We start from the raw sequence: 21,034 nt of genomic DNA, 5'->3' as shown, positions 1-21,034 counted from the left end.
CTCGGGGGGAGGGCCGCCGCAGGCGGACCGGGGGGCAGACAGCCCCCCGCTGCCCTCTCCTCCCCGCGATGTCGTCGGGGATACTCTTGCTCTGTTTCAGGGCCGGTGACAGGTGCCTTCCATGACAAAATCCACCGACAACCCCGCCGATCCGTTCAAGAAGGCCTTGGCCGAGGCCACCAAGACCATGGCCGATGACCCGGAGATGACCGTCACCTATTCGGTGGACCCTGCGGGCATGACCAAGGACGGGGTGCGCCTGCCGCAGGTCAGCCGCCGGATGACGCGCGACGAGGTGATGCTGGCGCGCGGCACGGCCGACGCCTTTGCGCTGCGGCGGCGCTATCACAACGATGCGGTGGCGGCAAAATATGCGCCGACCGGCAATCTGGCGCGCGAGATCTATGAGGCGATGGAGGTGGCGCGGGCCGAGGCTTTGGGCGCGCGCGCCATGCCGGGCACGGCGGTGAACATCGACCACAAGATCGGCTTCGAGGCGGATCGCAAGGGCTATGGCCAGATCAGCACGGCGGCGGATGCGCCTTTGCCGGTGGCGGCGGGCTATCTGGTGCGGCATCTGGCGACGGGGCGCGATCTGCCGAAATCGGCGGAAAACGTGATGAACCTGTGGCGTGGGTTCATCGAGGAACAGGCGGGCGGCACGTTGGAAAACGTGGCCGGGGCGCTGGACGATCAGGCGGCGTTCGCCCGGCTTGCACGCAAGGTGATCGCCGATCTGGGCTATGGCGACCAGTTGGGCGATGACCCGGACATGGACGACCCGGATGACAGCGCCGACGATCAGGCGCAGGAGGACGAGGACAGCCCGGAAAGCGCCGGCGACGAGCAGCAGCAGGAAGAGGAGGCCGAGGCCTCTCCCGAACGCTCGCAGGAGGAGCAGGACGATCAGTCGCAGGCGCAGGTCACCATGGAGGACAGCGCCGACATGGAGCAGGGCGACGAGGCGGAGATGCCGGAGGGCGAGGCCCCTCTGGAGCCGCCGCCACCTGCGCCCTATTCCGACGCGGACCCGAACTATACCGTCTATACCACGGAATTCGATGAGGAAATCCGCGCCGAGGATCTGGCCGAGGCGGCGGAGCTGGAGCGGTTGCGCGCCTATCTGGATCAGCAGCTGGAGCCGCTGAAGGGCGCTGTGTCCCGGCTGGCCAACAAGTTGCAGCGGCGCCTTCAGGCGCAGCAGAACCGCAGTTGGCTGTTCGATCTGGAAGAGGGCACGCTGGATGCGGGCCGTCTGGCGCGGGTGGTGGCGAACCCGACGACTCCGCTGAGCTTCAAGCAGGAGAAGGACACCGAGTTCCGCGATACCTGCGTGACGCTGCTCTTGGACAATTCGGGGTCGATGCGCGGGCGGCCGATCTCGATCGCGGCGATCTGTGCCGATGTGCTGGCGCGGACGCTGGAGCGCTGTTCGGTGAAGGTGGAGATTCTGGGCTTTACCACGCGGGCATGGAAGGGCGGGCAGAGCCGCGAGAAATGGCTGGCGGCGGGGCGCACGCAGCAGCCGGGGCGGCTGAACGATCTGCGCCACATCATTTACAAATCGGCGGATGCGCCGTGGCGGCGGTCGCGGTCGAACCTCGGGCTGATGATGAAGGAAGGGTTGCTGAAGGAAAACATCGACGGCGAGGCGCTGGAATGGGCGCATCGGCGGCTGGCGATGCGGCGTGAGGCGCGCAAGATCCTGATGGTGATTTCCGACGGCGCGCCGGTCGATGATTCGACGCTGAGCGTGAATGCGGCGAGTTTCCTTGAGAAGCATCTGCGCGACGTGATCGCCATGGTGGAAAAGCGCAAGCAGGTGGAACTGATCGCCATCGGCATCGGCCATGACGTGACGCGCTATTACAACCGCGCGGTCACCATCACCGATGTGGAGCAGTTGGCCGGGGCGATGACGGAGCAACTGGCCGGGCTGTTCGATGCCGATCCGCGCAAGCGGGCCCTGGCGCAGCGGAAATTCGGGTAAGGCAGGGGGGCTCGCCCCCCTCTGGGCGCCAAGGCGCCCATTCACCCCGAGAGTATTTTTGTCAGGATGAAGGGGATCGCGGTGTTTCAGACATTCACCTCGCAAGCCGACCCGACGCAGGGCGCGGCGCGGCTGGCCAGTTTGCGGGCGCGGCTGGGGGCCGAGGGGCTGGCCGGGTTTCTGGTGCCGCGTTCGGATGCGCATCAGGGCGAATATGTCGCGGCGCGGGATGAACGGCTGAGCTGGCTGACCGGCTTCACCGGATCGGCGGGCTTTGCCATCGTGCTGCCGGGCGTGGCCGGGGTGTTCATCGACGGGCGCTACCGGGTGCAGGTGCGCGGGCAGGTGGATCTGGCGGTGTTCACGCCGGTCCCTTGGCCCGAGGTGAAGCCGGGGCCGTGGATTCGCGACACTCTGGCGGAAGGGGTGGTGGGGTTCGATCCCTGGCTGCATACGGCGGAGGAGATCGCGGGGCTGGAGGCGGCGCTGGCCGGATCGGCGGTGTCGCTGCGCGCCTGTGCCAACATGGTGGATGCCATCTGGGCCGATCAGCCCGGCCCGCCGCTGGGCCGGGCCTTCGCCCATCCGCTGGCGCTGGCCGGGGAAAGCAGTCTGGCGAAACGGGCGCGGCTGGCCGAGGGGTTGCGGGCGGCGGGGCAGAAGGCGGCGGTGCTGACGCTGCCGGACAGCATCTGCTGGCTGCTGAACATCCGCGGCGCCGATGTGCCGCGCAACCCGGTGCTGCACGCCTTTGCCGTGCTGGACGATGCGGGCGACGTGGCGCTGTTCGTGGACGGCCCGAAGATCGACGCGGCGCTGCGGGCGCATCTGGATGCGGGCGTGCGGCTGTGTGCGCCCGAAGCGTTCGTGCCGGGGCTGCGGGCGCTGCCGGGGCCGGTGCGGGTGGATCGCGGGTCGGCGCCGCTGGCGGTATCGCAGGAATTGCAGGCCGCCGGGGTAGAGGTGGTGTGGGGCGATGATCCGTGCCGCCTGCCCAAGGCCTGCAAGACTGCGGCAGAGCTGGACGGGATGCGCGCGGCGCATCTGCGCGACGGGGCGGCGATGGTGCAGTTCCTGTGCTGGCTGGATACCGAGGCGCCCAAGGGGGGCCTGAGCGAGATTGACGTGGTGAGCGCGCTGGAAGGGTTTCGCCGCGCCACCAATGCGCTGCATGATCTGAGCTTCGATACGATCTGCGGCGCCGGGCCGAATGGGGCGATCATCCATTACCGGGTGACCGAGGAGACCAACCGCCCGCTGCGGCAGGGCGAATTGCTGCTGGTGGACAGTGGCGCGCAATATGCCGATGGCACGACCGACATCACCCGCACGATGGCGCTGGGCGATGCGGGGGCCGAGGCGGCGGCCTGTTACACCCGCGTGTTGCAGGGGATGATTGCCCTGTCGCGGGCGCGGTTTCCGAAAGGCATCGCCGGGCGCGACATTGACGCGCTGGCGCGGGCGCCGCTGTGGCTGGCGGGGTTGGATTACGACCATGGCACCGGGCATGGCGTGGGGGCCTTCCTGTCGGTGCATGAGGGGCCGCAGCGGATTTCGCGCCTGTCGGAGGTGCCGCTGGCGCCGGGGATGATTCTGTCGAACGAGCCGGGCTATTACCGCGAGGGGGCCTTTGGCATCCGGCTGGAAAACCTGATCGTGGTGCAGGAGGCGGAGGCCTTGGGCGACAAGCGCGCGCAGTTCAGCTTCGAGACGCTGACCTTTGTGCCGTTCGACCGGCGGCTGATCGTTTCGGCGATGCTGAGCCCCGGCGAGCGGGACTGGCTGGACGCCTATCATGCCACGGTCTGGGACAAGATCGCGCCGCGGGTGGAAGGGGCGGCGCGGGACTGGCTGGCGGCGGCCTGCGCGCCTTTGGGCTGAACCGGCCGTGACGGCGCGGGGCGTCTGCCGGGGATTTGGGTATTTTTGCAAAGAAGAAGGGGGCAGGCGACGCGCCTTGCCCCCGTTCTGTTTGCCATCGGGGCGGGGGCGTCAGTGCGCCGCCGCCTTCACCTCCAACCGGCGTTTGTGCAGCACCGGCTCGGTATAGCCCGAGGGCTGCACCCGGCCTTCGAACACCAGATCGCAGGCGGCCTTGAAGGCGGTGCCGTCAAAGCCGGGGGCCATCGGCGTATAGGCGGCGTCGCCCGCGTTCTGGCGATCGACCACGGCGGCCATCTTGCGCAGCGCGGCCTGCACCTGATCGGCGGTGATGATGCCGTGATGCAGCCAGTTGGCCAGCGCCTGCGAAGAAATGCGGCAGGTGGCGCGGTCTTCCATCAATCCGACATCATGGATGTCGGGCACCTTGGAGCAGCCGACGCCCTGATCGACCCAGCGCACCACATAGCCGAGGATGCCTTGGGCGTTGTTTTCCACCTCGGCCTGCACTTCGGCTTCGGACCAGTTCTGGCCCTCGGCCAGCGGGATCGTCAGCAGGTCGCGCAGCGTGCCGCGCGGGCCGGCGGCGGCGATCTCGGTCTGGCGGGCCAGCACATCGACGCGGTGGTAATGGGTGGCGTGCAGCGTGGCGGCGGTGGGCGAGGGCACCCAGGCGCAGTTGGCGCCCGCGCGAGGATGGGCGATCTTCTGATCCAGCATCGCGGCCATCAGATCGGGCGCCGCCCACATGCCTTTGCCGATCTGCGCCCGGCCGCGCAGGCCGCAGGCGAGGCCGATATCGACGTTGCGATCTTCGTAGCTTTTGATCCAGGCGGCGTGTTTCATGTCGCCCTTGCGGATCATCGGCCCGGCCTCCATCGAGGTGTGGATTTCATCGCCGGTGCGATCCAGGAAGCCGGTATTGATGAAGGCCACGCGGTGGCGGGCGGCGCGGATGCACTCCTTGAGGTTGACCGAGGTCCGGCGCTCTTCGTCCATGATGCCGAGTTTCACGGTATGGGCGGGCAGGCCAAGGGTGGCTTCGACCGCATCGAAGATTTCACAGGCGAAGGCGACCTCGGCGGGGCCGTGCATCTTGGGCTTCACCACATAGACCGATCCGGTGACGGAATTGCGCGCGCCGCCGGTTTTTTGCAGATCGTGCAGGGCGCAGAGGGTGGTGACATAGGCATCGAGGATACCCTCGCCGATTTCGCGCCCTTCGGCGTCCAGAATGGCGGGGTTGGTCATCAGGTGGCCGACATTGCGCACCAGCATCAGCGCGCGGGTTTTCAGGGTCAGCGGGGTGCCGTCGGGGGCGGTATAGCTGGCATCGGCGGCAAGGCGGCGGGTGAAGGTGGTGGTGCCTTTGGCGACCTGTTCTGTCAGATCGCCCTTCATCAGGCCCAGCCAGTTGCCATAGGCCAGCACCTTGTCCTCGGCATCCACCGCCGCCACGCTGTCTTCGCAATCCATGATCGCGGACATGGCGGATTCGAGGCGGACATCCGAGATATGCGCCGGGTCGGTGGCGCCGGTTGGCGTGGTGGCGTCGATGCGGATTTCGATGTGCAGGCCGTTGTGGCGCAGCACGAAGGCGGTGGGGGCGGTGGCATCGCCGCTGAAGCCTGCGAAGCTTTCGGGGGTGGCGAGGGTAGTTTCACCCTGATCGGTTTTCACGATCAGGGCGCCGCCCGTCACGGCAAAGCCGCGCGCGGCGCGCCAGCTTGCGCCTGCCAGCGGCACGGCGTCATCCAGAAAGCCGCGCGCCCAGTCGATCACCCGGGCGCCGCGCGCGGCGTCATAGCCCTTGCCGCTGGGCAGATCGCCCAGGGCATCGGTGCCATAAAGCGCATCATAAAGGCTGCCCCAGCGGGCATTGGCGGCGTTGAGCGCATAGCGGGCGTTCATCACTGGCACCACCAGTTGCGGACCGGGGATGGTGGCGATTTCCGGGTCCACGCCTGCGGTTTCCACCGCGAAATCCGGGCCTTCGGGCAGCAGATAGCCGATTTCACGCAGGAACGCCTCGTAGACCTCGGCGTCGAAGGGCTGGCCCCGGCGCGCGATGTGCCAGGTGTCGATGGCGGTTTGCAGCGACTCGCGCTGGGCCAGCAGGGCGCGGTTCTTCGGGCCGAATTGCGCCACGCCTGCGGCCAGCCCGGCCCAGAACGCATCGGCGGCGAGGCCGGTGCCGGGCAGGGCCTGCGTTTCGACAAACTCCACCAGCCGGGCGTCGATCTGCAATCCGTGTTTGGTGAGGCGCGCGGTCATGGGGGCTCCTGTCGCTGTGATGCGGTGCAGCATGGGGAAAAAGCACAGGCGAGGCAATAAGGCAGGGGGGCAGAGTTTCTGGGTGGGGACGAAAACACTTTGCGGGTTTTCGAGATAATCTAAAACTTAGCGAATTGGCTAAGTTTTTGTTGCGAGGTGGGCGGCGCGGTGGCAGGCTGGGGGCATGTCGTTGCATGACCCCGATCTGGACCGCATCTTTCAGGCGCTGGGCGACCCGACGCGCCGGGCGCTGCTGGCGCGGCTGCTGGAAGGGCCGGCCCCCGTGACCGTGCTGGCCGGGCCGACCGGCATGGCGCTGCCCACGGTGCTGCGGCATCTGGCGGTGCTGGAAGCGGCGGGGCTGATCGCCAGCGAAAAGCGCGGCCGCACGCGGCTTTGCGCGGTGCAGGTGGGGGCGCTGGCGGCGACGGAACATTGGCTGAACCGCCAGCGCGCCATCTGGGAGGGCAGGACCGACCGGCTGGAGGCGCTGGCCCTATCGCTGGAGGCGCAGGATGACGCTGTTCGACCCGACGACCGATCTTGAGATCAACCGGCTGTTGCAGGCCAGCCCGGCGCAGATCTGGCGCTGCTGGAGCGATGCGCGGTTGCTGGAACAATGGTGGGCGCCCAAGCCGGTGATCACCCGCGATGTGGTGATCGACCTGCGGCCGGGCGGGCGGTTCTATTCGGTGATGGATGTGCCCGATCATGGCGAAATGGCGGGCGAGGGCTGCTTTCTGGACGTGGTGCCGGAGCGGCGGCTGGTCTGGACCGACATGATGGAGGAAGGCTGGCGCCCGGCGCGGGCGGAGTTTTTCGGCTTTACGGCAGTGATCACGATGGAGCCCGAGGGCAGCGGCACCCGCTATGTTGCCCGCGCGATGCACCGCAAGCCCGAGGTGGCCAAGCAGCATGCGGATATGGGGTTCTATGACGGCTGGGGCACGGTGATCACGCAACTGGACGCGCTGGCGCTGGGGATGTGAGATGGAAGAGCGGCAAATCACTCTGACGCGGTTGATCGCGGTGCGGCCGGAAACGCTGTGGCGCTGCTGGACGGACCCGGAATTGCTGCCCCGCTGGTTTGGCCCCGAGGGCTACATATGTCGGACGAAAGAGATCCGGCTGGGCGAGGGCGGGATCTGGCGGTTCGACATGATCGGGCCGGAGGGCAGGGTCTGGCCGAACCGGCACCGCTATTTCGGGCTGGTCGCGGGGCAGAAACTGGAATTCTGGCTGGATGCCGATGACGATGCGGGGCCTGCCAAACATGTGCAGGTGGTGCTTGTGGCAGAGCCGGGCGGCACGCGGATCACCCAGGTGATGACCTTCCCCGATGCGGCCTCTTGTGCGGCGGCGAAGGCTTTTGGTGCCGAGGCGCTGGGGCAGACCACATTGGCGAAGCTCGCGGCGCTGGCCGAGGGGATGGCGGCGGGCTGAGCGCCGTTCAGAGATCGAGGCTCAGTTGGGCGGCGCTGGCCGGGCGGCGGGGCTGGGGCAGCGCCGGGCGGGGCGTGGGGGTCAGGCTGGCCAGCGTTTCGGGGTAGCGGCGGCCCAGCAGGGTTCTGGCGCCCGGCCATTTCCACGGCTCTTGCAGCAGGGCGTCGGGCAGCGGCGCAAGCTCCGGCACCCAGCGGCGGGTGAAGGCGCCAGTCGGATCGAGCATCTGCCCGGCGCGCACCGGGTGGGCGGCGCTGCGCGGCGGGGCGGCAAGGGCGGCGATCTGCGGCCAATGGATCGCCGGGTCGTAATCAAGGCAGCGGCGGGCGAGGAAGGTGCCGGTTTCGGCGGGATCGAGCCCGAGGTGATGCAGCGCGGCACTGGCGACAAGGGCGCGGCAGCGGTGGTTCAGCCAGCCGGTGGCGCGCAGATAGCGCAGGCAGGCATCGAGGAAGGGCAGGCCGGTTTCGCCCTGTTCCAGCGCGTGGCGCAGGCGGGCATCGCCGATCAGGCGCGGGGCGGGGGGCGAGAGGGCGGCGGCATGGGCGGCGGCGCGTAAGGAGAGGCCGGTGCGCAGGTGGCGCAGCCCGGCGGCGATGGCGGGGCCGGGGCGTTCGGCCAGACGGGCGGCGCAGGCGGTGGCGATCTCGGCTGTGCCCAGCGTGCCGAAGGCGAGATGCGCCGACAGCCGGGCGCTGGCGCGCTCGGCGGTCAGCGGCGGGTGGCGGGAGTCGCGCGGGCTGGCGGCACGGGTGGACAGATAGCTGTCCAGCAGGGCAAGGGCAGCGGGGCGTCCGCCGGGCGGGCGGTTGGGGCAGGGGTCATCGGCCAGATGCAGCGCGCGGGCGCTGGGCAGGGTGCCGGGTTCCACCGGGCCGGTGGCGGTGAGAGGGGGCAGATCGGCGGGGGGTGTGGCGTCGGGCGGCAGTTCCGTCCAGCGCAGGCCGGTGCTGCGCGCCCAGGCGGCAACGCGGCGGTCGCGCGCCTGCGCCCAGCCGGTACCGGGCGCGGCCTGGCTGACAATCTCGGTGATGGCATGGGCGCGCACGAGGCGATCCAGCACCGCCACCGTCTCGCCGGTGCGCAGCACCAGGGGCACGCCATGGGCGGCCAGTGCCGCGCGCAGATCGGTCAGGCTTTCGGCGGCGAAGGCCCAGTGGCGGGCGGCGCGATCGGGCTGCGCCCAGTCTTCGGGATCGACCACATGCACCGGCAGCACCGGGCCTTTTGCGGCAGCCAGCGCCAGCGCGGGCTGATCTTCCAGCCGCAGATCGCGTTTGAACCAGATGAGAACATTCATGGAACAAACTTCTAGCGTCTGGCCGGGATTCGTAAAGCCCCGATGCGACCCATATCGGGCCGGGTGTGTCAGCCCGTCCGGCGCAGGGTGAGGATCTGCCCGGCGCCCATGGCATCGGCGGCGCGGTGTGAGGCGAGCAGGACGGCGGTATCGGGCAGCGCGGAGGCGATGCCATGCAGCACGGCGCGGGCGGTGGCGGCATCGAACCCTTCGGTCGGTTCGTCCAGCAGCAGCAGGGCGGGGCGGCGCAGCAGGGCGCGGGCCAGCGCCAGACGGCGGGCCTCGCCGCCCGAAAGCCCCGCGCCGCCTGCGCCCAGCGGGCAGCCCAGCCCACCGCGCCCCAGCAGCGCGGGCCAGAGCGCCACCGCTTCCAAGGCGGCCTGCATCGTGGCGGGGGTCGCCTCTGGCGCGGCTAGGGCGAGGTTGTCGGCCACGCTGCCGCCGATCAGCGCCGGGCGTTGCGGCACCAGCGTCACGGTGCCGCGCAGGGCGCCTTCCGGCCAGTCGGCCAAGGGGTGGCCCTGCAGCAGGATCTGGCCTGACTGCGCCAGCACCAGCCCGGCCAGCGCGAGGAGCAGGGTGGATTTGCCATGGCCCGAGGGGGCGACGAGGGCCAGCCAGTCCCCCGGCTGCAGGCGCGCGTTGACCGGGGCGAACAGCGGGCGGCCCGCGCCATCGGGGCGCTCTGCAGGCTGAGGGCGCGCAGCTCCAGCAGCGCGCCTGTGGCGGGGGGCGGGGCCGGGCGGGGTCTGCCGGGGCGGTTTCGGTGGTGATGCGGCGGGCGGCAAGCTCCATCCGCCCGCGTTCGGCCAGACCGCGCCACAGCAGGCGCGGCGCTTCGGCCATGGCCAGCGCCACGAGAAGGGCGGCCAGCCTGTACGGGGCGGCGGCGGCGGGCGCCAGCAGCAGCACGGCGACTGCAGCCAGCGCGGCGGCCAGCGCCAGCACTGCCCCGGCGCGGCGTTCCGCCCGGTCGATCTGCGCGCGGGCCTGATCCAGCCGGGTGGCAGCGGCCAGAATATGGGTGGCACTGTCGGCCAGCGCGCCGCGCATCGCCGCATCGCTGCGCAGGATGGCGGCCTCGGCGCTGCGGGCGCGGATGGCTTGCAGCGCCGCCTCGTGCCGCCGGGCGGCTTGCCGCAAGGGCTTGCCGGACAGGGCGACGACCGTGCCCAGCCCGGCCAGATGACACAGCAGCACCGCAAGGGCTGGCACCGCCCCCAGCAGCGCGCCCACGACCAGCGTGCCGGTCAGCAGCGCCGCCCCGGTTGCCAGTGCCGGAAAGGCCAGCCGGATCAGCACGCCTTCGAGCGCATCCAGATCCGCCGTCAGCCGGTTGAGCCCGTCGGCAGAGCGCAGGCGCAGCAGGGCCGTCACCCCGCGCGTCGCGACCACGCGGAACACCTGCGCCCGCAGCAGGTTGAGCGCGCGCAGCGTGGCGTCATGGCCGGTCAGCCGTTCGCCATAGCGCGCGGCGGCGCGGCCGAAGGTGGTCAGCAGCGCCGCCTGCCGCCCGAGCGTGGCTTGCGCCGCCAATGCGCGGGCGACGCTGCCGGGTGCCGCCATGGCTGTGCCCTGCTGCGGTTCGGTCTGGGGGTGGGGCGCAGGGCGCTGCGGCACGGGGGGCTCTATCGGCCGGGTCAGAGGCGGGGCGCGTCTGGCGATGACAGGGTAGCGCGAGATGCGCGGATGAACAGGGGGACGGTCGATCTGCCGAAAGCACAGCGGCGGGGGCGGCTTGTCGATGGGTCGCATGGACGCAGGGCGGGTGGGGTGGAGGCGCGCGCAGGGGCCATTCGCGGGTTGCGCCTGCCGATCCATGCGCTAGCCTTCGGCGCATCAAGGAGATTGCCATGACCCAGACGCCCGTCAAGCTTGTTGATTATCAGCCCTTTAGTCATGTCCTGAACCGGGTGGAGCTGACCTTCCGGCTGGCGCCGCAGGCGACGCGGGTGTTGGCGCGGCTGCATCTGGCGCCGAATCCGGCAGGGCCGGGCGGCGATCTGCGGCTGGATGGCGAGGGGTTGCGGCTGATCGCGCTGGCGCTGGACGGGGTTGCGCTGGAGGCCACGCCCGATGCGACGGGGCTGACGATTGCGGCCCAAGCGCTGCCCGACGCGCCCTTCGTGCTGGAAAGCGAGGTGGAGATCGCGCCCGAAGGCAATACCGCGCTGGAGGGGCTGTATATGTCGGGCGGCATGTATTGCACGCAATGCGAGGCCGAGGGCTTTCGCAAGATCACCTTCTACCCCGACCGGCCCGATGTGATGGCGCGCTTCGATGTGCGGATCGAAAGCGAGATGCCGGTGCTGCTGTCGAACGGCAATCCCGTGGCGGCGGGGCCGGGCTGGGCGGAATGGCACGACCCCTGGCCGAAGCCCGCCTATCTGTTCGCGCTGGTGGCGGGCGATCTGGTGGCGCATTCGGCCAGCTTCACCACCGCCTCGGGGCGGGAGGTGGCGCTGAACATCTGGGTGCGGCAGGGCGACGAGGGGCGCTGCGCCTATGCGATGGACAGCCTGATCCGGTCGATGCGCTGGGATGAACAGGTGTATGGGCGCGAATATGATCTGGATGTGTTCAACATCGTGGCGGTTGACGATTTCAACATGGGCGCGATGGAGAACAAGGGGCTGAACATCTTCAACTCCAAGCTCGTGCTGGCCACGCCGGAAACCGCGACGGATACCGATTACGAACGGATCGAGGCGGTGATCGCGCATGAATATTTCCACAACTGGACCGGCAACCGCATCACCTGCCGTGACTGGTTTCAGCTTTGCCTGAAAGAGGGGCTGACGGTGTTCCGCGACCAGCAGTTCAGCGGCGACATGCGCAGCCATGCGGTGAAGCGGATCGAGGATGTGCTGGCGCTGCGGGCGCGGCAGTTCCGCGAGGATGGCGGGCCGCTGGCCCATGCGGTGCGGCCTGATGCCTATGTGGAGATCAACAATTTCTACACCGCGACGATCTATGAAAAAGGCGCCGAGGTGATCGGGATGCTGAAGGCGCTGGTCGGCGAGGCGGGCTACAAGGCGGCGCTGGATCTGTATTTCGACCGGCATGACGGGCAGGCGGCGACGATCGAGGATTGGCTGCGCGTGTTCGAGGATGCGACGGGCCGCGATCTGACGCAGTTCAAGCGCTGGTATACCGAGGCGGGCACGCCCCGGGTGAAGGTGACCGAGGATTGGGCCGAGGGGGTCTTTACGCTGACGCTGCAACAGGAGCTGCCGCCGACGCCCGGCCAGCCTGACAAGGGGGCGAAGGTGATTCCGGTGGCGGTGGGCTTGCTGAACCCCAATGGCGACGAGGTGGTGCCGACCACGGTGCTGGAACTGGTGGAGCCGGTGCAGAGCTTTCGCTTCGAGGGGCTGGCGGCGCGGCCGGTGGCCTCCATCCTGCGCGGGTTTTCGGCGCCGGTGGTGCTGGAGCGCAACGTGAGCGCGCAGGAGCGGGCCTTCCTGCTGGCGCATGACACCGACCCGTTCAACAAATGGGAGGCTGGGCGGGCCCTGGCCAAGGACGTGCTGGCGCGGATGATCGTGGAGGGCGCCGAGGTCAGCCGCGACTGGTTGGCGGCGCTGGCGCGGGTGGCGCTGGACGAGAGCCTGGACCCGGCCTTCCGCGCCTTGGCGCTGCGGCTGCCGGGCGAGGATGACATGGCGGCGACGCTGCATGATGCGGGCCATGTGCCCGATCCGGCGCGGATTCATGCGGCGCGGCGCGCGATGGCCGGGGCGCTGGCGCAGGAACTGGCGGGGGCGCTGCCGGGGCTGATGGCGGGGCTGGCGGTGCAGGGGCCGTTTGCGCCGGATGCGGCACAGGCGGGCAAGCGGGCGCTGCGCAATGCCGGTCTGGCGCTGCTGTCACGGCTGGATGGCGGGGCGGCGGCGGAAGCGGCCTATGCGCAGGCCGACAACATGACCGACAGTCTGGCGGCGCTGGCCGTGCTGCTGGAGGCCGGGCGCGGCGCGGCGGAACTGGCGGGTTTCGAGGCGCGCTGGGCGGGCGAGCGGCTGGTGATGGACAAGTGGTTCATGGTGCAGGTGCTGCACGCGGCGCCGCAGGATCTGGCTTCGGTGGTGGAACGGTTGACCACGCGGGCGGATTTCGACTGGAAGAACCCCAACCGCTTCCGTGCGGTGATCGGCGCGCTGGCGGCCAATCACGCGGGCTTCCACCACGCAAGCGGGGCGGGCTATCGGCTGCTGGCGGACTGGTTGCTGCGGCTGGACCCGAAGAACCCGCAGACGGCGGCGCGCATGTCCACCGCGTTCGAGACCTGGCCGCGCTATGATGCGGACCGGCAGGCGCTGATCCGGGCAGAGCTGGAGCGGATCATGGCCGCGCCGGGGCTGAGCCGGGATCTGGGCGAGATGGCCGGGCGGATGCTGGCGGGGTGATCTTGAGGAGCGCGCTGGCGCGCGCACGTCATGAGCTTTTGCGTCGGCTGGCGCCGCCGCAAAAGCGCGTGCCTCCGGCGGGGATATTTTCAAACAGAAAATGGGGGCTTGGCAGCCGGGCGCGCGGTTACTGGCAGTAGCTTTGCGATTTGACCCAGTTGGCCATGTCGCTGCGCAGATTGGCCTTGCGGAAGGGCATCCAGTCGCGCCCGATGCCCTGACGGCCATTGCCGACGGCGACGCCGTCTTTTTCGACATGATGGGCGACCATTTCCACCGCGCAGGCGAGATTGGCCTTGCCGTCTTTCAGCGCCGCGGCGCTGGTCGCGTCGCAGCCGTAATTGGCGGCGGAGCGGGGCGAGATCTGCATCACGCCGATATACTTGCCCCCGCCGCCTGCCGCGCGCGGGTTGTAGCTGCTTTCATATTTGCCGACCGCCGAGATCAGGCCGACCCAGAAGGCGCGGCGTTCCATCAGGCTGGCTTCGGTATAGCCGGGGCACCAGGTGGCGATGTCGGCGGGGACGCGGGTGGCCAGCGCCTGATCTTCTTCGGCGACGGCCATGAGGGTGTTCACGGTCCAGGCCGCAGCCTCGGGGTGGCTGTCCCAGCGCATGGAGGGGGGAGCTGCGCGGCTCACGATGTCGGTGCTGTCGGTGGTGCAGCCTGCGAGGGCGGCAGCGAGGGCACTTGCGATCATCATGGCTTTCAGCTTCATCTGCAGTCCTGCGGTGGCGACGCGTTCCGTGAGCGACCCGGGTTTTTTGCCTGCGAAGGGGCGGGTGGGGCAAGTCTGCAGAATCCGCATGGGCGAAAATCCGCCCGTCGCGCCTTGCCGGGCGGGGCTGCGGTGCCTATGAAGGGGCCAAGATTGCGCCCAATATTACCGGGGAAACCGATGCTCGACCTGACCTATGAAACCCCCAAGCCCAAGGTGATTGCCGGGGCGAAACATGACTGGGAACTGGTGATCGGCATGGAGATCCATGCCCAGGTTTCCTCTAACGCCAAGCTGTTTTCGGGGGCCTCGACCGCGGTCGGCGCCGAGCCGAACAGCAATGTGAGCTTCGTCGATTGTGCGATGCCGGGGATGCTGCCGGTGATCAACGAGTACTGCGTGGAACAGGCGGTGCGCACCGGGCTGGGGCTGAAGGCGCAGATCCATCTGCGGTCGGCCTTCGACCGCAAGAACTACTTCTACCCGGACCTGCCGCAGGGCTATCAGATCAGCCAGCTTTACCATCCCATCGTGGGCGAGGGCGAGGTGTTGGTGGAGATGGCGCCGGGTGTGGCGCGGCTGGTGCGGATCGAGCGGATCCATCTGGAACAGGACGCCGGCAAGTCGATCCATGACATGGACCCGGCGATGTCCTTCGTCGATTTCAACCGCACCGGCGTGGCGCTGATGGAGATCGTCAGCCGCCCCGATATTCGCGGGCCGGAGGAGGCGGCGGCCTATGTGGTGAAGCTGCGCCAGATCCTGCGCTACCTTGGCACCTGCGATGGCGACATGCAGCACGGCAATCTGCGGGCGGATGTGAACGTATCGGTCTGCCGGGTGGGGCAATACGAGAAGTATCAGGAAACGCAGGACTTTTCGCATCTGGGCACGCGCTGCGAGATCAAGAACATGAACTCCATGCGGTTCATTCAGGCGGCCATTGATTACGAGGCGCGCCGCCAGATCGCCATTGTCGAGGATGGCGGGCAGGTCGTGCAGGAGACCCGGCTTTATGACCCGGACAAGGGCGAGACCCGGTCGATGCGCAGCAAGGAAGAGGCGCATGACTACCGCTATTTCCCCTGCCCGGATCTGCTGCCGCTGGAGATCGAGCAGGCCTGGGTCGATGACATTGCCGCGCGGATGCCGGAACTGCCGGATGCCAAGAAGGCGCGGTTCATGGGCGATTTCGGGCTGACCGATTACGACGCCAATGTGCTGACCGCCGATCTGGAAAGTGCTGCCTTCTTCGAGGCGGTGGCGCAGGGGCGCGATGGCAAGACGGCGGCGAACTGGGTGATCAACGAGCTGTTCGGGCGGCTGAACAAGGAAGGCCATGGGATCGGCGACAGCCCGGTTTCCGCCGCGCAATTGGGCGGGATGCTGGATCTGCTTTCCAAGGGCGAGATCACCGGCAAGATGGCGAAAGAGCTGTTCGAGATCCTGTGGACCGAGGGCGGTGATCCGGCCGAAGTGGCGGCGGCGCGCGGCATGAAGGCGGTCACCGATACCGGGGCGATCGAGGCGGCGCTGGATGCGCTGATCGCGGGCAATCCGGCGCAGGTGGAGAAGGCCAAGGTCAACGCCAAGCTGGCGGGCTGGTTCACCGGGCAGGTGCTGAAAGCTACGGGCGGCAAGGCCGATCCGGCGGTGGTGAATGCGATGGTGGCGGCGAAGCTGGGGCTGTGAGGCCCCGGTGATTCGCGGCGCCCCCGGATCGGGGGCCAGAATCAGGGCCTGTGGCCGCTGCGACGCAGGCCTGTGCTTCTGCCGGGCTGCGGCTCGCTGCGGCGGCAAATCCGACTAGACTGCCAGCGATTCGCCCGGAGGCTTTGAGATGCAACAGTTTGAATACAGGGTCGTGCCTGCGCCGAAGCGGGGCGAGAAGGCCAAGGGGCTGAAAACGGCGGAAGAGCGGTTTGCCCAGGCGCTGATGCGGGTGATGAACGAATTGGGGCGCGAGGGGTGGGAGTATCTGCGCGCCGATACGCTGCCCTGCGAGGAACGCGCCGGGCTGACCGGCAAGACGACGGTGTTCCAGAACATGCTGGTGTTTCGCCGGGCGCTGGCGCCCGTGGCGCCGCCGCCGGTTGCCGTGTTCCGCACCGCCGAGCCGGTGAAGGCGCCCGAAGTGAAAGCGCCGGAAACGACCCCCGCAACGCCCGCGCCTGCCCCGGCGCCGACCGAGGGCTGAGCCTCAGCCCCGCGCCTCGGCCAAGGCTGCGGGCAGGGCTTCGGCAAAAGCTGCCAGGGCCGCCGCGTCGCCGCAACTGACGCGGATGCAGCGGTCATGCGGAGCGACAAAGGGCATCCGGGCAAAGATGCCGCGTGCGATCAGCCCGCGCAGCACGGCGCGGGCGAAATCGCCGTCGCGCCCGCACTCCATCGTCACGAAATTGGTGGCTGAAGGCAGCGGCGTCAGCCCGTTTGCCGTGGCGATCTGGGATAGCGTGGCGCGGGCGCGGGCAACCTCGGCCTGCACATGGGCCAGCCAGACCTGATCGCGCAGCGCGGCCAGCGCCCCGGCCTGCGCGATGCGGCCCATGCCGAAATGGTTGCGCACCTTGTTGAAGGCCGAAATCAGCCCCGGCGCGGCGATGGCATAGCCCACGCGCAGCCCGGCCATGCCATACCCCTTGGAGAAGGTGCGCAAGCGGATCACGCGCGGGTCATCGGCGGCGATCACCGCCGCGGTGCCAGGGGGCGCGAGGTCGATATAGGCCTCGTCCAGCACCAGCAGCGTGCCTTCGGGCAGGTGGTCCAGCATGGCGGCAATGGTGGCGCCGGGATGATGCGAGCCCATCGGATTGTCGGGATTGGCGATGTAGACCAGCTTGGGGCGACGCTCGGCGGCGCAAGACAGCAACGCCTCGGGGTCTTCGTGGTTACCGTTATAGGGCACCTTGTGCAGCACGCCGCCAAAGCCCGCGACATGGAAGTTGAAGGTCGGATAGGCGCCGTCCGAGGTGACAACGGCATCCCCCGGCGCCACCGTCAGGCGGACGAGATAGCCCAGCAACCCGTCGATCCCTTCGCCCACCACGATATTGTCGGGCCGCACGCCGTGATGCGCGGCCAAAGCGGCGCGCAGATCGTGGTTTTCCGGGTCGCCATACATCCAGACCTCGGACGCGGCCTGCGCCATGGCCGCAATCGCGGCGGGCGAGGGGCCGAACAGGCTTTCATTGGCGCCAAGCCGCGCGGTGAAGGCACGGCCTGAGGCACGTTCCTGCGTTTCCGGGCCGACAAAGGGCACAGAGGCGGGCAGTGAGGCGGCGAGCGGGGTGTAACGGGGCGTCTGGTCCATGCGTGCATATCAGCCGGAAACGGGCGGGGCTGCAAGTCAGCCCTTCATGAACCTGCGACGGCTTTCCTCGGCAATCGCCTGCCGCATTTCCAGCCGGGCCAGTTCGGCCATGGCGGCCTTGCGCGCCGCGGGATCGGTGAGGGTGGCCAGATGCGCGCGCTGCGCGATCACCTGTTTCTTCAGCACGATCTCTTCCGGCAAGACCCCGGCTTCGGCCATCATGCGAAAGCCCACCGCATCACCCGCCGAAACGAAGGCATCGCCGGGCCGTTCTGGCAAGGGCTTACCTTCCCCCTTGAGGCCAGAGAGTTTCCCCTCGGCCCGGGCGCGCAGCATCATCCGTTCGGCGACTCGGTTGATCCAGTCCATGCCACGACCCTGCTGCAAATCACCCGAAAATAAAAGAGGGGGGCGACTGCCCCCCTCTTGGCCTGCGGCCAATTCACCCCCTGTGGGTATTTTTACAAAGAAGAAGAAGACAAAGTGCGTATCTGCCTTCTTCTTTGTAAAAATACCCACAGGGGGAGCGCCGCAGGCGCGCGGGGGGCGGAAAGCCCCCCGGCGAATTTTCGCAGAAAATTCGGCTGTCAGCCGATTTCGGCCAGCCGCGTCAGGGCAGCGCGCAGTTTGGTGGCTTCGTCCTCGCGGGCTTCCAGATTGGTGCGGGCTTCGTCCACCACCTCTTCCTTGGCGCTTTCGATGAACTTGGGATTGGCGAGGCGACCGCGCAACGCGGCGGCTTCCTTTTCCAGCTTCTCCAGAGATTTGGCGAGGCGGGCCTTTTCGGCGCCGATGTCGATGATGCCCTCCAGCGGGATGGCGAAGCTGGCGCCCTCGGCGGCGATGGTGATCGCGCCTTTCGGAGCCTGCGCCGCGGCGGTCAGGCTTTCGATGCGGGCGAGGCGCTTGATCAGCGTCTCGTTGCGTTCCCACGCGGCGGCGGCCGTGGCATCCATGGCGGTGGCCAGCATGTCGAGCTTCAGGCTTACGGGAACGTGCATCTGCGCGCGGGCCGAGCGGATTTCATCGATCAGGCCGGTGACCCAGGTCATTTCGCGGTCGGCCTCGGCGTCGATCAGATCGGGCCCATAGGTGGGCCAGTCGGTATGCACCAGCAGACCCTTGCGCAGGCCGGTGGTGGCCCAAAGCTCTTCGGTGACGAAGGGCATGATCGGGTGCAAGAGGATCATGCACTGATCCAGCACCCAGGCCATGGTCTGGCGGGTTTCCTCGGCCTGATCGCCGTCGAACAGCGGTTTGGCAAATTCGACATACCAGTCGCAGACCTTGCCCCAGACGAACTTGTAAAGCGCATCTGCCGCCTGATCGAAGCGGTATTCGGTCAGCGCCGCATCGACCTCGGCCAGCGCCTTGGCGGTTTCGCCGATGATCCAGCGGTTGGCGGTGGCGGTGGCGGCGGGCGGGGCGGCCTGGGTTTCGTGCCCTTCCCAGACGTTGTTCATCTCGGCAAAGCGGCAGGCGTTCCACAGTTTGGTGCCGAAGTTGCGATAGCCGGCGATGCGGTCTTTCGACAGGCGCAGGTCGCGGCCCATCGCCGCCATGGCGGTCAGGGTGAAACGCACGGCATCGGCGCCGTATTCGTCGATCAGGTCGATCGGGTCCAGCACGTTGCCCAGCGATTTCGACATCTTCTTGCCCTTCTCGTCGCGGACGAGGGCATGGACATAGACGGTGCCGAACGGTTTTTGCCCGACCACGGCAAGCTGCATCATCATCATCCGGGCGACCCAGAAGAAGATGATGTCAAAGCCGGTGACCAGAACCGAGGTGGGGAAATATTTCTGCAGTTCCGGGGTGTTTTCGGGCCAGCCCAGCGTACCGATCGGCCAGAGGCCCGAGGAGAACCACGTGTCCAGCACATCGGCATCGCGCCAGACCGGGTAGACGAGATGCGTCGGGTCTTGCGTCAGGGCGTAATCGGCCAGCGCCTTTGCCAGCGTTTCGACGGCGGCGGCGCGGTCGGCCACCTCCACCACGCGGGCATGGTTCAGCGGCGCGGGCAGCGCGGCCAGATCGTCCATGAACTTTTCACCCACGGCAGCCAAATCGGTGGCGCAGTGATAGACCGGCTCGGCATGGTTATAGGCGCCGTCGGCCAGCAGGGCGAAGAGTTCCACCTCGTCCAGCGCGTCATCGCCTTCGGCGTCATGGAAGCCGGTCGGCCAGATGTCGAGACCATACCAGACTGGGATCTGGTGCCCCCACCAGAGCTGGCGCGAGATGCACCACGGCTCGATATTCTCCAGCCAGTGGAAATACACTTTCGCATCGCGCTCCGGCAGGATCTGGGTGTCGCCCTTGCGCACGGCATCGAGGGCGGGGCCGACGATCTTCGCGGTGTCCACGAACCACTGGTCGGTCAGCATCGGTTCGATCACCACCTTGGAGCGATCACCGAAGGGCTGCATGATCTTTTTGGCTTCGACCACCGGCACCCGGGTCAGGTGTTCCGAGCCGGTCTCCTCGTCGATTTCGCGGGTCAGGATCGAGACGCTGAGGCCAAGCGCGTTGATGTCGGCGATCACCTGCTTGCGCGCCTCGAACCGGTCCAGCCCGCGATATTTTTCGGGCACGAGGTTCAGCGCATCCACTTCGATTTCATCGGTGGGCGATCCGGCGGCGATTTCGCGGGCGCGGGCCACGGCCTCGGCATAGGGGGCGCCATCGGCGCGCATCCGGGCGCGGGTATCCATCAGCCGATACATCGGCAGGGTGTTGCGTCTGGCGACCTGATAGTCGTTGAAATCATGCGCGCCGGTGATCTTCACTGCGCCCGAGCCGAAGGTCGGATCGGGGTATTCATCGGCGATGATCGGGATCAGGCGGTCGCACAGCGGCAGGTGGACCATCTTGCCGACGATGGATTTATAGCGCTCGTCCGACGGATGCACCGCCACGGCGCCGTCGCCCAGCATGGTTTCGGGCCGGGTGGTGGCGATGGAGATGTAGTTGCGCGTCTCGCGCAGCGTCACATTGCCGTCTTCGTCTTTTTCGACATATTCATAGGTTTGCTTGTCGGCCAGAACATATTTGAAATGCCACATATGGCCCGCGACTTCGAGGTTCTCCACCTCCAGATCCGAGATTGCGGTTTCGAAATGGGGATCCCAGTTGACCAGCCGCTTGCCGCGATAGATCAGGCCCTTTTCATACATTTCGACAAAGACCTTGATCACAGCCTCGGGGAAATTGCCCGACATGGTGAAGGCCTCGCGGTCCCAGTCACAGGTGGCGCCGAGGCGCTGAAGCTGGTTGATGATGGTGCCGCCGGATTGCTCTTTCCACTCCCACACCTTTTCCAGAAACGCCTCGCGGCCCAGTTCGCGGCGCGAGGGTTGCTGGGTGCGGGCCAGTTCGCGTTCCACCACCATCTGCGTGGCGATGCCCGCGTGATCGGTGCCGGGCTGCCACAGCGTGTCGAAACCGCGCATCCGGTGCCAGCGGATCAGGATGTCCTGCAGGGTGTTGTTGAAGGCATGGCCCATATGCAGCACGCCGGTCACGTTCGGCGGCGGGATCATGATCGAGAAGGGTTTGGCCGGTTCGCCGTTCGGGCCGGGTTTGGCATTGGCGCCGGCGCGGCCGACCTTGCGCGCGATCCACTCTTTCGAGATCCGGGCCTCGGCCTCGGCGGCGTTGAAGGTCTTTTCCATCGGCATCTGTCCATCCCCGTCTTGAGCGGTCTTATCAA

At 68.0% G+C, this 21,034-nt stretch carries 16 protein-coding genes; 9 read left to right on the top strand and 7 right to left on the bottom strand.

Features of this window, described 5'->3' with window-relative positions; translation table 11 throughout:
* Positions 1–121: 121 nt before the first annotated feature.
* Together cobT and BMX43_RS06240 are read left to right on the top strand one after the other, a co-directional pair.
* Positions 122–1,990, top strand: coding sequence for a cobaltochelatase subunit CobT (gene cobT / locus BMX43_RS06245; RefSeq protein ID WP_091298609.1), 1,869 nt, complete (start codon positions 122–124; stop codon positions 1,988–1,990).
* An 81-nt stretch (positions 1,991–2,071) separates the two neighbouring features.
* Positions 2,072–3,871 (top strand): aminopeptidase P family protein, encoded by a 1,800-nt coding sequence (locus BMX43_RS06240; RefSeq protein WP_091299114.1) that lies wholly within the window; start codon positions 2,072–2,074, stop codon positions 3,869–3,871.
* A 111-nt stretch (positions 3,872–3,982) separates the two neighbouring features.
* Here BMX43_RS06240 and BMX43_RS06235 read toward each other — a convergent pair whose 3' ends face one another.
* On the bottom strand, positions 3,983–6,145 hold the full coding sequence (locus BMX43_RS06235; RefSeq protein ID WP_091298606.1) for a malate synthase G: 2,163 nt from the start codon (positions 6,143–6,145) through the stop codon (positions 3,983–3,985).
* A 184-nt stretch (positions 6,146–6,329) separates the two neighbouring features.
* Between BMX43_RS06235 and BMX43_RS06230 the strand changes: the two genes are divergently transcribed.
* The 3 genes from BMX43_RS06230 to BMX43_RS06220 are packed head-to-tail and all read left to right on the top strand — an operon-like array spanning position 6,330 to position 7,588.
* Positions 6,330–6,692, top strand: coding sequence for an ArsR/SmtB family transcription factor (locus BMX43_RS06230; RefSeq protein ID WP_091298601.1), 363 nt, complete (start codon positions 6,330–6,332; stop codon positions 6,690–6,692).
* A complete protein-coding gene (locus BMX43_RS06225) occupies positions 6,661–7,134 on the top strand; it encodes an SRPBCC family protein (protein WP_091298597.1) in 474 nt (157 codons plus the stop codon). The genes BMX43_RS06230 and BMX43_RS06225 overlap by 32 nt, the downstream gene beginning before the upstream one ends.
* A 1-nt stretch (position 7,135) precedes the next feature.
* Positions 7,136–7,588, top strand: coding sequence for an SRPBCC domain-containing protein (locus tag BMX43_RS06220; RefSeq protein ID WP_091298593.1), 453 nt, complete (start codon positions 7,136–7,138; stop codon positions 7,586–7,588).
* Between the two features lie 7 nt (positions 7,589–7,595).
* On the opposite strand, the gene BMX43_RS06215 is transcribed toward BMX43_RS06220, so the two are convergent.
* Together BMX43_RS06215 and BMX43_RS06210 are read right to left on the bottom strand one after the other, a co-directional pair.
* Positions 7,596–8,888 (bottom strand): FAD-binding domain-containing protein, encoded by a 1,293-nt coding sequence (locus BMX43_RS06215; RefSeq protein ID WP_091298589.1) that lies wholly within the window; start codon positions 8,886–8,888, stop codon positions 7,596–7,598.
* Between the two features lie 68 nt (positions 8,889–8,956).
* Positions 8,957–9,676, bottom strand: coding sequence for an ATP-binding cassette domain-containing protein (locus tag BMX43_RS06210; protein WP_175482039.1), 720 nt, complete (start codon positions 9,674–9,676; stop codon positions 8,957–8,959).
* A gap of 232 nt (positions 9,677–9,908) precedes the next feature.
* On the opposite strand from BMX43_RS06210, the gene BMX43_RS06205 reads away from it, so the two are divergent.
* Both BMX43_RS06205 and pepN read left to right on the top strand, forming a co-directional pair.
* Positions 9,909–10,745 (top strand): hypothetical protein, encoded by an 837-nt coding sequence (locus BMX43_RS06205; protein WP_139201536.1) that lies wholly within the window; start codon positions 9,909–9,911, stop codon positions 10,743–10,745.
* Positions 10,742–13,294, top strand: a complete 2,553-nt coding sequence (gene pepN / locus BMX43_RS06200) for an aminopeptidase N (RefSeq protein ID WP_091298580.1) — start codon at positions 10,742–10,744, stop codon at positions 13,292–13,294. The genes BMX43_RS06205 and pepN overlap by 4 nt, the downstream gene beginning before the upstream one ends.
* Before the next feature lie 127 nt (positions 13,295–13,421).
* Here the strand turns inward: pepN and BMX43_RS06195 are convergent, their stop codons facing one another.
* On the bottom strand, positions 13,422–14,012 hold the full coding sequence (locus BMX43_RS06195; RefSeq protein WP_091299110.1) for a transglycosylase SLT domain-containing protein: 591 nt from the start codon (positions 14,010–14,012) through the stop codon (positions 13,422–13,424).
* Between the two features lie 180 nt (positions 14,013–14,192).
* Between BMX43_RS06195 and gatB the strand changes: the two genes are divergently transcribed.
* Positions 14,193–15,704, top strand: a complete 1,512-nt coding sequence (gene gatB / locus BMX43_RS06190) for an Asp-tRNA(Asn)/Glu-tRNA(Gln) amidotransferase subunit GatB (RefSeq protein WP_091298577.1) — start codon at positions 14,193–14,195, stop codon at positions 15,702–15,704.
* Positions 15,705–15,852: 148 nt separating this feature from the next.
* A complete protein-coding gene (locus BMX43_RS06185) occupies positions 15,853–16,209 on the top strand; it encodes a DUF4177 domain-containing protein (protein WP_091298574.1) in 357 nt (118 codons plus the stop codon).
* 3 nt (positions 16,210–16,212) lie between these two features.
* Here the strand turns inward: BMX43_RS06185 and BMX43_RS06180 are convergent, their stop codons facing one another.
* From BMX43_RS06180 to BMX43_RS06170, 3 genes are all read right to left on the bottom strand, one after another.
* Entirely contained in the window at positions 16,213–17,322 is a 1,110-nt protein-coding gene (locus BMX43_RS06180; protein WP_091298571.1) for a pyridoxal phosphate-dependent aminotransferase, read from the bottom strand.
* Between the two features lie 36 nt (positions 17,323–17,358).
* On the bottom strand, positions 17,359–17,691 hold the full coding sequence (locus tag BMX43_RS06175) for a DnaJ family domain-containing protein (RefSeq protein WP_091298569.1): 333 nt from the start codon (positions 17,689–17,691) through the stop codon (positions 17,359–17,361).
* A gap of 218 nt (positions 17,692–17,909) precedes the next feature.
* The gene (locus tag BMX43_RS06170; protein ID WP_091298566.1) at positions 17,910–21,002 is read right to left on the bottom strand and encodes a valine--tRNA ligase; all 3,093 of its coding nucleotides are present in this window, start codon (positions 21,000–21,002) and stop codon (positions 17,910–17,912) included.
* Positions 21,003–21,034 lie beyond the last annotated feature (32 nt).

The organism is Gemmobacter aquatilis (genome assembly GCF_900110025.1).
Taxonomy (GTDB): domain Bacteria; phylum Pseudomonadota; class Alphaproteobacteria; order Rhodobacterales; family Rhodobacteraceae; genus Gemmobacter; species Gemmobacter aquatilis.
The sequence above is the reverse complement of the archived record's forward strand: the minus strand, read 5'-3'. Positions and strand labels throughout refer to the sequence as shown.